The organism is Planctomycetia bacterium, assembly GCA_034440135.1.
GTDB lineage: Bacteria > Planctomycetota > Planctomycetia > Pirellulales > JALHLM01 > JALHLM01.
In genome coordinates this window covers 1-16,737 of record JAWXBP010000488.1, presented here as the reverse complement: position 1 = coordinate 16,737, position 16,737 = coordinate 1, and the positions used below count along the sequence as shown (strand labels likewise).

The window sequence follows — 16,737 nt, the reverse complement described above, 5'->3', positions numbered from 1 at the left end:
GCGGGGCGAATGACGAATTTCGAAATCCGAACGACGAATGAAGGTCGAATGCTTAAATGTCGAATGGCCTGATTCTAGTTGTGGCACGGTCTCCTGACCGTGCCACTTTGCGAGAAGCATGGGAGACCTTCGGTCAAGTCGGTGACATGGTCGGAAGACCATGCCACAACTGTGGGAGACCATGCCACAACGAGATTCGTCATTCGGATTTCGTCATTCCCTTCACTGTTTCCCACGGCGCAAATCCAGCGTTAGCGGGAATTCCGGATTCAGTTCGGCGCGGGGCGTTGGCATCGGTCCGGCCGTGTGTCCCTGGGCGAGGAATCTGGCGACGCGGCGCGATTCCGCTTCAAAGGCGTTGACCGGGAACGACTCGTGGCTCAGGCCGCCGGGGTGAGAGACATAGTACGAGCAGCCTCCCAGCGAGCGGCCGCTCCACGTGTCGTACACCTCGAACACCAAGGGAGTATCGACCGGAATGGTGGGATGCAAACAGTTCGGCGGCTGCCAAGCCCGATAGCGGACACCCGCCACGGCCTCGCCCAAAACTTCGGTAGAGCGCAGCGGCAGCCGGCGGCGATTGCAAAGGATCAGGTGGCGCGAATCAACCAATCCGGAAACCTTCACCTGGAGGCGTTCCAGCGAGGAATCAACGTAGCGCACCGCCCCGCCGGGCCCCGGCTCTTCGCCCAGGACGTGCCAAGGCTCGATCGCCTCGCGCAGTTCGATTTCTATTCCCGCATGCCGCACGCGGCCGTGGACGGGATACCGGAACTCGAAATGCGGGGCGAACCACGCCTCCTCCAGAGGAAACCCGGCCGCGTTGAGGTCGCGAATCACGTCGCGGAAATCCTGTTGCGCGAAGTGCGGCAGCAGGAATTCGTCCTGGAGCCGTGTGCCCCAGCGCACGGGCTGCGCGCGATAGGGAGTGCGCCAGAACCAGGCAACGAGGGCCCGCAACAGAAGTTGTTGCGCCAGACTCATCCGCGCATGCGGCGGCATTTCGAAGGCGCGGAATTCGACCAGGCCGAGACGACCCGTCGCGGTGTCCGGCGAATACAGCTTGTCGATGCAGAACTCTGCGCGGTGCGTATTGCCCGTCATGTCGACGAGGATATTGCGGAAGATGCGGTCGACCTTCCAGGGCGGAACTTGGCCGAACAGGCGCTGCTGGCGTTCGACTTCCTCGCAAGCAATTTCCAGTTCATACACACTATCATGCCGCGCCTCGTCGATCCGCGGCGCCTGGCTCGTCGGCCCGACGAACGAACCGCTGAACAAATAGCTCAGCGAGGGATGATTGAGCCAATAGACGACCATCGAACGCAATAAGTCCGGCCGCCGCAGGAATGGACTATCCGCCGGCGTCGGTCCGCCGAGCACGACGTGGTTGCCGCCGCCGGTGCCGGTGTGGCGACCGTCGAGCATGAATTTCTCCGTGCCCAATCGGCTCAGCCGCGCTTCTTCATACACGCCGTGGACGATCTCTTGCAGTTCGTCCCAGTCTCCCGCCGGCGGCACGTTCACTTCGATCACGCCGGGGTCCGGCGTCACCTTGAAGTAATTGAGGCGGCTGTCCCACGGGGGCGGTTCCCCTTCGACGATGACGGGCATGTCGAGCGCTTCGGCCGTATCTTCGATCGCAGCGATCAATTCCAGATACGCCTCGATAGTCATCAACGGCGGCATGAAGATGTGCAATCGGCCGTCGCGCGGCTCGACGCACAGCGCCGTGCGCACAACCCAAGGCGCCGATTCGCCCAATTGCGGCGCGCGATCGCGCAGCGGTTCGCGTTCCGCTTCTGCGATCTCGCGTTTTAAGGTCTCGCTCAATTGCGATTGCATGCGCCGCGGCACGGTCAGCGGCGGCGGCGGCGCGACCGGATCGCGCGGTCGGAGGTAGGGATACTCCGCTACGGCGACCCACGGCAAGCTCGCGACGGGCAAGCGCAGGCCGATCGGCGAATCGCCTGGGATCAGCACCAGGTGTTTGCCGCGAAGCATCCACAAGCCGCTTTCCCAGGCCATGCCGCCGTCACGCGTACCGGGTTGCAACGGCAGGACATAGCCGACCGGTTCGTTCAAGCCGCGCTCGAACACGCGCCGCAACCGCGTGCGCTCTTCCGCGTCCTTGAGGCGGCTATCGGCTGGGTCGATGTTGAGTGGCAGTTGGCCTTCCCGGCGAAGGAAATGCACCGGATCCTCGAACGCCGGCACGGCATACCCGGCGTCGACGTCGAGGCGCTCAGCCAACAACTCCACAAATCGCTCTGCGTCCGCAAACGTGCGATGTTGCACGTCTTCGATGTCTGCGATCAGCGCCGGATTGTTCCAGATCGGATGTCCGTCTTTGCGCCAGTAGCAGGCCAGCGCCCAGCGCGGCAGTTGCTCGCCGGGATACCATTTGCCCTGACCGAAATGCAGCAGCGCGCCCTTGGTGAAGCGTTTTTGCAAGCGCCGCAACAACACTTCGGACAACCGCCGCTTATTCGGCCCCACGGCGGCGACGTTCCACTCCGCGCCGTCCATGTCGTCGATGGAGACGAACGTCGGCTCGCCCCCCATCGTCAAGCGCACGTCGTCGCTCTTGAGGTGCACGTCGACGGCGCGGCCGACCGACTCGATCCGCGACCACTGCTCCTCGGTGTACGGCTTCGTGACGCGCGGGTCCTCATGCACGCGCGTGATCCGCATCACGTGCTCGAACTCGGCCTCGCATTCATCGAGCGCGCCGGAAATTGGCGCTGCGGATTGGGGATCCGGCGTGGCCGCGAGCGGAATATGCCCTTCGCCGGCGAACAGTCCGCTGGTCGGGTCAAGTCCCACCCAGCCTGCGCCGGGCAAGTACGCTTCGCACCAGGCGTGGAGATCGGTGAAGTCCTGCTCCGCGCCCGAAGGGCCGTCCAGTGATTTCTGATCCGGCTTCAACTGAATCAGGTAGCCGGAAACGAATCGCGCCGCGATGCCCAGGTGGCGCAACAACTGCACCAGCACCCAAGCGGAATCCCTACAGGACCCCGAGTTCTTCGCCAGCGTCTCCTCCGGCGTTTGCACGCCGGGCTCCATGCGAATCAAATACTTGATCCGCTGGTTAAGCAGGGAGTTCACGCCGACAAGAAAATCGATCGTCCGCTGCTCCTTGGTGTTGACCTCTTTCAAGCACTTCGCGAACGCGGGACCGCCTTCCAGCTTGATCAGGAAAGGGGCGATCTCCCGCGACAGCCACGAGGCGTACTCGAATGGATAGCGCTCGGCCTCCGGCTCCAGAAAGAAATCGAACGGGTTGATGACCGTCATCTCGGCCACCAGGTCGACAATGATGCGAAACCGGTCGACCTTCTCGGGGAAAACGATCCGCGCCTGGTAGTTCGACTGCGGATCCTGCTGCCAATTCAGGAAGTGCCCCGCCGGCTCGATCGTCAGCGAGTAGGCGTGAATGGGCGTCCGAGAGTGGGGCGCCGGCCTCAGCCGGACCGTTTGAGGACCCAGCGTGATGAAGCGGTCGTAAAGGTACGAGGTCTCGTGATACAGCGCAACCCGAATCGACATGCGAACCAACTCCACGGCGGAATTTCGAAACACCGGAATGCGCGCAAAAAGCCCGCACTCTGGCCTCATGCTCCGCCACGGGCCGTACCCCAGGATACACGCAACTCGTCTGGATTGCTAATGGCTGCCGTCGATGTGAAGTGTGACCCAATAATCTGCATTGGCGAGCGGAACGACTGTGGGAGGCGTCTCCGACGCCGATCGATTTGGCGATTTTAGCGAGAAATGACGGAACCAGAATGCTCGCGTCGTTCCCATCGGCGTCGGAGACGCCTCCCACAGTCGAGGGCGATGGCTAAGTCACTGCGGGCGCGTGCTAAACTTGTGACGGAGACAATCCCCTAATAAGCCCCCCGAGCAGAATCGACATGCGACGCCTCGCTGCACTTACCGTGCTCGTTTGCTTTGCTGGTACTTGCACTGCGCCTTGTAAGGCCGCCCCAGCGCGGGGCGAGTTGGAGCTCACCGTCGTCGACGGCGACACCAAGGAAGTTATTCCTTGCCGCATTCACTTGAGGAACGCCAAAAAGCGGCCGGTGAAACTGGGCGGGGAATCGATTTTCTACAAAGACCACGCGGTGTTTTCGGGCAAGGCGAAACTCGCATTGCCGCCCGGGCAGTATGTGTTCGAGATCGAGCGCGGTCCCGAATATCCGGTGATGAGCGGCCATTTCGAGATGGAGCGCGCCTCGGAGGACACGAAGACCGTCACGTTGCAGCGATTCGTCAACATGGCCAAGGAAGGTTGGTGGGCGGGCGAGACGCACGTTCACCGGCCGAAAGAGCAGATCGAACTTTTGATGCGGGCCGAGGACTTATATGTCTGCCCCGTGATCACGTGGTGGAATGACCAAAACGAATGGGCTGCGAAGTCCGCGCCGGCAAATCCGCTCGTGCAGTTCGACAAGAATCGATTTTATCATTTACTGGCCGGTGAAGACGAGCGCGAAGGGGGTGCGCTGTTGTATTTCAATCTGGCGAAGCCGTTGCCGATCCTGGGCGCGCAGCGCGAGTATCCCTCGCCGCTCAAGTTCGCCGAGGCCGCGAAGCTCGATCCCAACGCGTGGATCGATATCGAAAAAGACTTCTGGTACGACACGCCGGTCTGGTTGGCGAGCGGGTTGGTCGATTCCATCGGCATTTGCCACAACCACATGTGGCGCGAAGGAGTTTATCCCGACGAGGCCTGGGGACGCCCGCGCGATAAAAAACTCTTCCGCATGCCGCGTGGCAACGGGCAATACACGCAGGAGATTTACTACCACGTGTTGAACTCGGGGCTGCGAATTCCGCCGTCGGCCGGCAGCGCCTCGGGCGTGATGGAAAACCCCATTGGCTACAACCGCATGTATGTTTGGTGCGGCGAGGAGCTGACCTACGAGAGTTGGTGGGAGAATCTCCGGCGTGGCCGTGTCGTCGTCACCAACGGGCCGATTCTTCGCCCACAAGCCGACGGCCGCTTCCCAGGGCATGTCTTTCAAGCGGAAGCGGGCGAGAAGTTGAGCCTGAATATCGACCTCAGCATGTCGACGCGCGACAAAATCGAATACCTGGAAATCATCAAGGACGGCCAGGTGTTTCAGAGCATTCGCCTGGAAGACTACGCCAAGACGGGACGATTGCCGCCGGTGACGTTCGACGCCTCGGGCTGGTTCCTGGTCCGCGCGATCTGCGAACACCCGAAGACCTTCCGCTTCGCCTCGACCGGCCCGTGGTACGTGGAAATCGGCAAACAAAAATCGCGCATCAGCAAGACGTCTGCCGAGTATTTTCGCGACTGGGTCAAAGAACGCAAGGAACGCGTAAAACTTGATGACCCGGCGCAACGCGCCGAAGTGTTGCATTATCACGAGGACGCGCTAAGGTTTTGGGAACAAAAGATCGCCGACGCTAATGCACCGTGAGGTGCGGTGACGCGCGCCGCGGATTACAATGCCGCCATGGCGACAGCGGCAATGCAACAATCAGCGGAACGGGATCTCGCTCGGCGAATTCTCGCTGCGTGCGGCGCCGAGCCATCCGCGATCGAGCCATTGGCGCGGTTCAATAACCCAGTGTTTCGCTGCGCGCTGCCGGATGGCTCGCGGATTCTGAAAATCTCAAAGTCGCCCGACGGCGCCGCGACGCGCAAGGAACTGCTGCTCATCGAGCATCTGGCGCGCCACGGCGTGCCGACGCCGGATGTGGAGCGGGCCGATGCGGACGGCGCACTTGCCGGGCGTCCCTTCATACTGATGCGCAGCTCCGGCGAACAAACCGTCGCCGATCTGCTTGGTCACGGCGATGTCGCGCATCAACTGCTGACGGAAATGGGCAGCACGCTGGCGCGTATTCATCAAGCGCCGACGGACGGGTTGCCGCTCTCGGCGACCGATCGCGTTTCTCCGCAAGGAGTCGCCAACTACTTGGAAACGCTGGGCGCGACAGCCGCGGCGCTCGCTGAGCAAAGCCTGTTGACCGTTGAGGAAGTGGCTCGATTCCGTGCCTTGGAAATGCCGTCGGCCGTCGGCGAATCGCTTTGTCACAGTGACTTTCACGTAGTGCAGTGCGTCGTCCATGAAGGGCGCGTCGCCGCTGTGGTGGATTGGGAGTCCGCCTGGATCGGCAACCCGTTGATCGATCTGGCGATCAGTCACGCGTATCTCGACTACTACTGCCCGCTCGCACTGACGCGTTCGTTTTTGTCCGGCTATCTCTCCTTGCGCGAGATCCCGTCGGAGTACGGCCTCGGCTATCTGCCGGTCCGCATGGCGCAGGTGCTTGGCATGTTGAGGGCGTGGTACACGCGCGGGCCCGAGATCTGGCACGCGGCGATCGTCCAGCAGAAAGTCGCCCGTGCCGTGCGGTTGTTTCGACTTTATGCTCAGCGGTTGGCGAGCTAGGCCATGAACTGCCTGTTGCTCACGCTGGGTACGCATGGCGACGGGGAACTGTTCCGGCTGCTGGGCCGCGCGCTGTCACGGAGCGGACATCGCGTGACCTTGGCGGCCTCGCCGTTTTATCGCGACCGCATGGAAGCGACCGGGCTCGACTTCTTGCCAATCGGCAATGGCACGCAATATGAGCTGGGCATGCTTTTCCGATCGCTCGCCAGTGAACCTGATTTTCGCGTCCGCGTGCGCGCCTATGCCGAGCGTTGGGTGCGCCCGCAACTGGCGCACTCACTTGACGCGCTGAAGGCGCAACTCGCGCGGACCGACTATTTCATCAACAACCTTCGCAGCGTCTGGCGCAGCGAAGGACGAATCATTCCCGGCGCATCAGTAACCTACGACCCCGTGGGCGACATCGCGGCGATTCGCAAGTACGCGGCGCAACTGGCTGGATATGAATCGGCGATTTTGGAACTCGTCGCGCTGCCGAAGGAGCTTGTCGATCCCGATGACGCCTGGGGAGACCGATTTCACTTCACCGGCTTTTGGCGCGACGACGAGCCACCAGCCTGGCAACCGCCGCAAGCGTTGATCGATTTCATCGCCAGCGGTCCGCCACCAGTCGCGATCACGATGGGCTCGATGCTGTCGTTCGATCCTGCCGCGTTCGTCGCCACGTTACGAGACGGGTTGAATGCCACCGGTCAGCGCGGGATTTTGATCGGAGGCTGGAGCAAGGCAACCGCCGAACTGCCAGAAAACGAATTGATGTTCGCGCACGCGATCCCGTACGACTGGCTGTTTCCGCGATGCTCCTTGGTGATCCATCACGGGGGCGCGGGTACGGTTGCGGCGGCGCTTCGGGCCGGGCGTCCGTCGATTTTGCTCCCGCAGATTGCCTCACAGGAGTACTTCGCGCAGCTGCTGGCACGGCAAGGACTTCTGGCTGGGAGAATGAACGTCATGACGTGGCGCCCGGAAGAATTGGCCCACACGTTGCGCCACGCCAGGGAAGATGTTGCACTTACACGTAAGGCGCAGCGTTGGTCGCAGCGGCTCGGGGGCGAGGACTCGCTAGGCAGGGCGGTGGCGCTGATCGAATCGCACGTCTCCATATCCTAGTCGCGTGACTGGTCATTCAACGCGCAGCAAGAAACTCTGAATTCCCCACGAAAGATGCTTGACGATCCGGTCTCAGGGGGGGTAGAACTTCCGGCGACCTCCGCGCGTGTTGGGCTGAGTTTTGCGCGCAGGTAAACGATTCCACACCCATGAACCGCAAATCGAGGCGCCGTTAGTCGCACCTAGAGAGCCGGAATTAGCTTCGCTGAAAGACACCTTGCTGTGCGGGGGCAGTTGGCATCGTCTTTCGTCGGTACTGCGTTTCCTTCGCCGCCACGGATGGCCTATGCCGCCGCGCGAGTTCGCATTGCCGCGTCGCATCCTCTCCGCCTGCTTTGGGCGACTTCTCGCCGCTCGCAACTAGCAATGGCTTGCGCACGCACCGAATCCCGTTGACGCGCCTTCGCGTCGACGTGTTTTCGATGCCCGCAAGTCTCGGAAAGTTCCGGAGGAACTGCCATGAGAGACGAGTCGCATCAACCCTTGGCGACCGTGCGGAAGCAAAAATCGCCGCCACGCACCTTCGGCCAGCGGCGCATGACGACCTTGAAGCGGTGGCGCAACGCCGTCTTCGAGGTGCTCAATCCGCGCTGGTTCCTGGACGGCGACCCGTTCTATACGGCCCAAGACGCCGAACAGGGCGTCGATCTGCGCTTGCAGCTCGACGTCCAAGACGGCGTCGAACATCTGAAATTGTTGAGCGCCACGGGCGAAACCCTCGCTCGCCAGCGCATCGACGACCTGCGCGGACCGATTCGCATCGTCGGTTCCCGCTTTGATGACTCCTTCAAGCTGGAATTCAACACGCTGGTGGCAGAACGTCTGCTCGCGGACGCGATCGAATTCGACGGCGGCCTGGGCAGCGACGTTCTGAGCGGCCCGAATCACGACAACACGTGGACGGTCAATGCCGCCAACGCGGGATATGTGTTCCGGTCGGACGCGGTGCGTTTCACCGGCGTCGAAAACTTGCGGGGCGGAGACGACAACCAGGACGAGTTCGTATTTGAACCGGGCGGCCGGCTGGACGGCTTGCTGCACGGCGGCGACCGCGGCTTCGACACGCTGGTGCTGCAAGGCGGACGGTATGAGTCCGTGGTTTACAGCGCCTACGGTCCGGATTCCGGCACCGTGCGGCTCGACGGCAATCTGATCACTTACGCCGGGCTGGAACCGATCGTCGATAACTCCGATCCGGCCAACGTCGTCATCGACGCCACGGCTGGCGACGATCAACTTGTGCTGGAACAAGACCCCGGCAACCCCGGCATGCTGCGCGTGCGGGCTCTGAACGGCACGTTGGAGAGCGTGTCGTTCAACGTACCGACGACGTCGCTCGTCGTGAACATGGCCGGCGGCGCGGATACGTTGACGCTCACCTCATTCACGCTGGCGGTTGGCGCATCGCTCTCGATTAACGGCGACGGCGGCGCGGACTCGGTCATGTTCGCCGGCGACTTGGCGCTGCCCGGTGGCGATTTGACGGTGAGCGCCGAGTCGATCACGGTCAGTGCGGGCGTGAGTGTTTCAACGCGCCCGGCCGGCGCGAATTCGGGCGATATACTCTTCACGAGCAACAATGTCGCGCTCGCCAATGGCGCGGCACTCTTGGCCGACGCCGACGGCGGCTTCACGGCTGGCGACGTCACGATCAACGCCGCGGCGGCGGTCAATGCGGTCGCGGACGCCAATGCGCAAATCACTGTCACGGGCGGCACAATCCGCGGACGCAACATCACGCTGGCGGCGTCGAGCGCACTCACGGCCACGAACACCGCCAATCTCGCGGCGCTGGTGAACGTCGACGCCTCGGCACAAGTGTTGATTGACGGCGCCTCGCAAATTGCCGGCACAGGCAATGTGACGCTAAGTGCGCTCACCAATACTCAGACGACCGCACAGGCCAATTCCATTCCCTTGCCGGTCGTCGGCGCAGATGCCGCGGTGGCGGAATCCGGCGTGGGGAGCACCGCTCGCACTCGAGTGGCCGGCGCCAGCAACGTGACCGCCGTCGGGACGTTGTCGATTACGGCAAACAATACGGCCAACGTGGTGACGACCGGCAACGGCGCGGGCGGGGGCAATACCGCCATTGGCGCAGTGGTGGGCATTGCCGTCGTCGATACCACGACCGAGGCGTCCGTCGAGGGGAGCGCATCGCTCAACGCCGCGACGGTGAATATCGCGGCCAATTCGTCCACCGCTTCGACGACCACGGTCACTTCAACGGCCCAAGGCACGACCAACACCGTCACGCCGATTCCGCCTGGCGCGGCAACGCCCGCCGGCAATGTTTCCGTCGCGGCGGCCATGGCGCTCACGACGACGACCGCGGTGACTCGGGCGTATATCGCTACGGGAGGCGCGATCGCCTCGGCGGGCAACGTCAATGTCACGTCGACATCGTCGACCGTATCCGCCGCGACTGCCGACGGCACAGCGACGCAGAATCCAACCGGCGTAGGCGTCGGCCTGGCGATCAACATTGCGGATACGACGAACGAAGCATTTCTCGACGGCAGTTCCACGATCACGGCTGATGCGGTGAACGTCTCCGCGCAAAATGGCGTGCTGGATGACACATTTGCTTCCTTCGCCACGTCGGGCGTGGGCGCGCTCGACGTCGGCGTGGCGGGCTCGGTCGCAATTAACAACGCGAACTCGACGCACGCTGCACTCGTGCGAAGCGGCGCGAACGTCGCGTTGGGCGGTGCGGACCTTTCGCTCACAACCAACGCAGGCACTGCCGCCACGGCGCAGGCAACTCCCGATCTCACGGGCGTAGCGAGCCAGGACATCGGCATCGGCGCCTCCGTCGCCTTCAACAACGTGACCAGCAGCAGCCGAGCCCAAGTGGAAAACGGCGCACAAATTACCGGCGGCGGCGGTCTTGTGCTGGACGCAGCCGGCGATTTCACCACGAATACCAACGCAGTCGCCGGCGCTTCCGGCGACACCGCCGTCGCGCCGGCCGTCGCCATGGCGTTTACGGACAACCAAACCGTCGCGGAAATCGGCTCCGGTGCGGCGATTTCGCTGACCGGCGACGTAACCGTACAGGCGACACATACCGCGGCGCTCAACACCACCTCGCGCGGCGACGCGGCCGGCGCGGGCGTGGGCGTTGGACCTGCCGTGGCGCTGACGATCGGCAATGAGTCGGCGTTGGCAACCGTTTCACGCAGTGTGACCGCAGTCGGCGAAGCGACGATCCTCTCGACGGCAAACGTCGATAGCCCGACGCAGGCGCTGGCGACAGCGAAGGGTGCTGATCCGTCCGGACAGGACGCGAACACGTTGATCAATCAAATTCTCGCCTTCGCCGATCCGAATTTCGGCACGCCCAGCGCCGTGAATGTCCCGGCCGCGGCGACCGCCGATGGTTCCTTCGGCGTGGCGGCCGCCATCGCTGTCGACGTGACGACGACGGAATCGTTGGCGACGATCGGCAACGGCGCGACATTGAATGCGGCTCTCGTGCAAGTCGCGGCGGACAACAGCACCGATGCCGAGGCCGAAGCGACCGGCGCGACGGTCGATCTGACGAGTGGCGTGGCGGCCGCGGTGGCGATCAGCGCGCCAAGCTCGACGGCTCGGGCATTGGTCGATGGAACGGTCAACGCCGGCGAGTTATTGGTACGTTCCGGGACCGGCGGCGGAACACAGCGGTTTGACGTGCTGGCCGTCAGTGGGGCGGGCTCGACGAATGTCGGCGTGGCGGGCGCGCTGGCGTTGCACTTCCCAAGTGCGACGAGCGAGGCGCTCATGGGGCCGAATGCGAACGTAACGATTACCGGCGCTGGCAATGCGACGCTCACCGCGGGAGGCGATACGACGAACACGACGATCGCCACGTCGAAGGTCGTCGCGGATCCTGCCATCGGTGTCGGCGCTTCCGTCGCTGTGGCCTACTTAAATCATGCGACCCGCGCGGAAATGCAGAATGGCGCGCAGCTTACCGGCGCGCTGGATGTGACAATTAATGCAAGTGCTCAACACACCACCGCCACAGAAGGTGAAGCCGGCGCCGCGGGGGGCACGGCGGTCGCGCCCGCAGTGGCTGTGGGAATCTCCAGCAACGAGACGGTCGCGCGCCTCGGTTCGGGAGCATTGCTCTCGCTCACCGGCGGGCTGCAAGTGCTCGCCGGACACGTCGCAACGTCCAACGCCACCGCTAGCGGCGACGCCGCGGGGAATGGCGTGGCAGTCGGCGCAAGCGTGGCCGTAGTCGCCGGCGATGAAGACGCCACGGCGGGAATCGATCGCGACGTCAATGCCGCTGGTACGATTACCGTCTTCGCGCAATCCGACATTACGAGCGACAGCACGAGCGTCGCCGGCGCGAACGGTGCGCCCGGTGCGGGCAATCCGGCCGATCAAGAGATCGTCCGCCAACTCCAAGCGGCTGATCCCAACTCGGGGACGCCGGACGCCGTTGTTGTGCCGAACGTGGCCGACACAGTGAGCGATAGCGCGACTTCGAACGGCATCGGCATGGGGCAAGTTGGCGTGGCGGCGGCGATCAGCGTGAATGCGATCACCTCCACAGCTGACGCCAGCATTGCGGCCAATCGGAACGTCACAGCCACGACGCTGCAAGTCTCCGTGCGCGGCAACGTCGAGGCCGACATCGGCGCGGAAGCCGACGCTACGGCAGTGTTGAGCGCAACGGCCGTCGGCGCGGCGATCGCCGTCAATGCGCCGAACATCGACAACCTGGCGACGATCGGCGCGGGTGCGAATGTAGCCGGGCACGCAATTGAAGTTGTTACAACTTCCCCGACGCCGTTGCAATTTGACGCGCGGGCCTCAGCCGGCGCCGGCGCGGACACCGTCGGCGTCGCCGGGGCGATTGCCTTGAACGCGGCGTCGCACAGCGAGATCGCCTCGGTGGGCGCGAACGCCACGGTGACGGCGCAGGAAGACATCGTCGTCAACGCCGTCGACACGATTGTCGCGATGAACACCGTCGCCGGTGGCGCGGCGGTCGGCGACACGGCCGGCGTCGGCATCTCGATCGCACTAGCGGCATTGCAGAATCAGACCGAAGCCTTCCTCGGCGCGAATGCCCAGGCCGACGCGCCGGAGCACATGGAAGTGAAGGCCGCGTCGAACGAGGTGTTCGCCACGCGCGCGTCAGGCGGCGTCGATGCCGGCACCGTGGCTTTGGCGGGTTCGATCGTGCTGAATACGCTAGTTGGCGCCACGCGCGCTCATGTCGACGCAGGGGCGCAGCTCAATCAGTCTGTGCCGGGCGAGACGGGGCAAACCGTCGCGGTGCTGGCGACTAGCTCGACGACCGTGGTGAGCGGCTCGGGCGTCGCGGCCGATTCCGACATCGCCGGCATCGGCGCGGGGATCGACGCTGGCGGCCTCGTGAAAGAAACCATTGCCACGCTCGACGGCACGGTCGACGCGATCAGCAACATCTTTGTCACCGCCACGTCGAATGAAGATATTACGTCGCTCGTCGGCGCGAAGGCCATCGGCGACGCGGTGACCATCGCCGGGGCGGGCGGCATCTATCTGCTGAATGTCACCACGCGGGCCAATATCGCTGGCGGGGCGAACGTGCATGCCGAAGGGAGCGTGCAGGTCAGTGCCAACCAGCGAGAAGAGATCGACGTCTCCGCCGGGACGAACAACTCGGCCGACATCGCCAGTATCGGCGCGTCGCTGGCCGCGCCGATCGTCAACAAGGTCACCGAAGCGTTCGTCGCGCCGGGCGCGACCGTCATCGCCGACGGCCAAGGCGGTGGCGTGCTGGCCTTCAATGGCGATTTCGCGATCAGTTTCGCCGCCGACATCGGTAGCGCCGGCGAAGTGGAAGTGCCGGACGCGATCGGCGTGATTGCCGATGCCATGTCGTTCGTGTTCGACAATCCGATCCGCGACGTGCTCGACCCGATCGCCGTCAGCGCGCCGAGCGACGACTCCTCGCTGTCGCAGCAACGCGTGGCCACGCCGGTTACCGTGACCGTACGCGGTCTGGCGGTGAGCGCGGTCGCGCGCGACGACATCGAAACCATCGCCGTCGGCTTCGGCGCGGCCTTCGGCGTCACGCCGGAAATCTCCGCCGCCGGCAACGTAGCCACGGTGCGGACGTCGGCCTATATCGGCGCGAACGCGCAGATCAATCAGGATCAGACGAATGCCGCGGTCCTGCAACAAGTTCTCGTCACCGCCGGCACCGACTACTACAGCATGGGCATTACCGGCGTCGGCGCGGTGGCTTTGGGCGTGGCCGTGGGCGCGTCGGGCGGGATCGCGTTGACGGATATTCTCACCGAGGCGTACGTTGGCGCCAACGCCGCCGTTCACGCCGAACGCGACGTGCAAGTGCTGTCCCGGGCCCGGGAGGACGTGCTGCAAGTCGCGGCTGGCTTCGCGGCGACGTTGGTGTTCAGCGTCGCTGCCTCGGTACCGGTCGTGTCGCTCAACATGCGGACGTTTGCGTTCATCGATTCCGGCGCCACCGTGTATAGCGAAGGCAACGTGCTCGTCCTCGCGCGCGACGACACCGATACGGATACTGTAGCCGGCGCGGCGTCGGTGAGTTTGATCGGCGGCGTCGGTACTTCCGTCGGCGGGCATTTGATCGACAAGGACACGCGCGCCTGGATCGGCAACGGCGCGACCGTCGATGCCAAAGCCAATGCGTCCGTCGACTTGACGGTCTTTTCCGGCAGCGTGAACGCCGGCGGTTTTCCGACCGAGGTCATCCGTGGGCTGGCTGTGCAGGCAATCGCCACGGAAAGCACGCAATCGGTCGCCGCGGCTGGCGGCGCGGGCTTCGGCGTGGGCATCGCGGGTTCGCTCAACGCGCAGATCATCGAATCGCAAACCTCGGCATTCATCGATCAAAATGCCAACGTGAACACCGATCGTACCGACGTCGGCATTGCGCAAACGGTGAATGTCTCCGCCGTGAACGACGCGAAAGCCTTCGGCGTGGCGATCAACGTCAGTGGAGCACTCGTGGCGCTGGCCGGCGGCATCGACGTCGGCGTAATTCGCAACGACACGACCGCGTCGATCAATCCTGGCGCGGACGTGCATGCCAGCCTCGATATCGACGTGCATGGCCTCTCGCGCCGCGATACGGACAGCCTCGTCGGCGGCGTCGGCGTGGCGCTGATCGGCATCACCGGCAGCGTGTCGCTCTATTCCATCGGCGCGGTGCTCGATCCCGCTACCAAGGACTATCTCGATTCCATCAACGGCGTCGGCGATGTGCAGGGCTACATCGACGGGCAGATTTTCAACGTCGCCAACCAAGCCGGCAACGGTCTGGTGAATGTGCTGAATCGCTACGCACAGACGGTCGGCGGCAACCAGGCCGCCGCCACGGCGATTCAGAACGCCGCGCCGACGAGTGCTGTCAGCAATGCCATCAATGTCGCGGCCCCAAGCTTGGGCACGCGCGCGATTGTCGACGGCGCGACGCTCGACGCCGGCAACGACGTCAATGTACTCGCGCAGGAACGCACCGACGCCGTGACCGATACGTCGTTTACGTTTTCCTTCGGCAGCCCGTTGAGCCTGGCGATCGACGCGGGCATTCTCAACACGCACGACAACGCCGAGGCGATGATTCGCGGCAACGCAAACATTTTGGCGGAAGACGTGAACGTCCGCGGCACGAGCGATTCTTCGCCCGAGGTCGCCGCCACGATCGCGATCAACAACGCTGACAACACAACTCGCGCGGCCATCGAAGGCGGTACGATCACGGCCACGAAGGATGTCAGTGTGACTGCGACGGACAACGCCACGGTAACCTACACGGCACTCGGTCTCGGCTTCTCCGGCCTCCAAGCGCGTGTGGCGCTTAACAATATCGATAATACGATCGACGCCCACATCAGCGGTGCAGGCACGGTCGTCACCGCCACGAACGAAGTCGACGTCCATGCGGTCGATAACGCCGTGATCGAGACGACGGCGATCGCGGTCTCGATCGGCTCCGATCTGGGCATCGCGGCTTCGGTCGCCACGAACAAGGTCGAGAACGACATCACGGCTTTCATCGACGCCGCGACCGTGTCGTCGGTGAATACAACCGTCGACGTCGACGCCACCTCGAACGACGAACTGACCGTCATCACCGCCGGCGGCTTGTTCGCGCAGACCTTCGGGCTGGGCGGTTCGGTGTCAATTAATGAAGTCGCCAACGTGATTGACGCCCGCATCGGCGCAGGCGCGAACGTGACCGCGCCGGGCACGATTACCGTTACGGCGGACGAAAATGGCTCAATCACGGCGCTGGCTGGCGGCCTGTCGGTCTCGCCAAACGCCGGCATCGGCGCGGCCGTGACCACGAACGATATCAATAGCTCCGTCACGGCGAGGATCGAAAGCTCCACCGTCACGTCGGAAGCAAGCACCGTAACTGTGACCGCGACGACTGACACGCCGATTCTGGCCATCGCGATCGGCGGCGCAGGCGCGGGCACATTTGCCGCGGGCGGCTCCGTCGCGCTGAACGATATCAGCAATACGCTTGACGCTCATATCTCCGGGAACACCGCGAACGTCAGCGCACCGGGCGCGATTACCGTGAGCGCGACCGATAACGCCACGATCGAAGCGTTCGGCGGCGGGTTGGCCGGCGCGGGAACCGCAGCGATCGGCGCGGCGTTGGCCACGAACGACATCGGCAGCACGCTCACAGCGTTCATCACCGGCGCGACAGTCGATTCGAGCGCCGCCACCGTTTCGGTCACGGCGACGGCGAACGCGGATGTCACCGTGTTGACGATCGGCGGCGCGGGGGCCGGCGCCTTCGCGGCGGGCGGTTCCGTTTCACTGAATGACTTGCATAACACCATCGACGCGCATATCTCGGGCGGCAGCGCGAACGTCACCGCGCCGGGCGCGATTACCGTCTCCGCGGTGGACAACAGCAACATCGATGCGATCGGCGGCGGAGTGGCCGGGGCGGGCGGGGCGGCGTTTGGTGCGGCGGTCGGCACCAACGACATCGGCGGCACGCTGACGGCGTACATTGAAAACGCGACGGTCGAATCGGCGAACGCGGGCGTGTCGGTCACCGCCACGGAGAACGCCAATCTCTTCGTACTGACCGTCGGCGGCGCCGGCGCGGGCGGGTTCGCGGCCGGCGGTTCCGTTTCCTTCAACGACATTCACAACACGGTCGACGCGCATATTTCCGGCAATAGCGGGAACGTTA

The 16,737-nt window shown here is 63.9% G+C and carries 5 protein-coding genes; 4 read left to right on the top strand and 1 reads right to left on the bottom strand.

The window, feature by feature from the left end; translation table 11 throughout:
• Nucleotides 1–222: 222 nt before the first annotated feature.
• Nucleotides 223–3,549 carry a transglutaminase family protein gene (locus SGJ19_27765; GenBank protein MDZ4784063.1) on the bottom strand — a complete coding sequence of 1,109 codons (3,327 nt, stop codon included), beginning with the start codon at nt 3,547–3,549 and terminating at the stop codon, nt 223–225.
• Nucleotides 3,550–3,917: 368 nt separating this feature from the next.
• Between SGJ19_27765 and SGJ19_27760 the strand changes: the two genes are divergently transcribed.
• From SGJ19_27760 to SGJ19_27745, 4 genes are all read left to right on the top strand, one after another.
• The gene (locus SGJ19_27760; GenBank protein MDZ4784062.1) at nt 3,918–5,453 is read left to right on the top strand and encodes a hypothetical protein; all 1,536 of its coding nucleotides are present in this window, start codon (nt 3,918–3,920) and stop codon (nt 5,451–5,453) included.
• 36 nt (nt 5,454–5,489) lie between these two features.
• Nucleotides 5,490–6,431, top strand: coding sequence for a phosphotransferase (locus SGJ19_27755; GenBank protein MDZ4784061.1), 942 nt, complete (start codon nt 5,490–5,492; stop codon nt 6,429–6,431).
• Nucleotides 6,432–6,434: 3 nt separating this feature from the next.
• Nucleotides 6,435–7,544: a glycosyltransferase gene (locus SGJ19_27750; protein ID MDZ4784060.1), complete on the top strand. Its 1,110-nt coding sequence runs from the start codon at nt 6,435–6,437 to the stop codon at nt 7,542–7,544.
• Between the two features lie 459 nt (nt 7,545–8,003).
• The coding region (locus SGJ19_27745; protein ID MDZ4784059.1) for a hypothetical protein at nt 8,004–16,737 on the top strand (8,734 nt) is incomplete at its 3' end.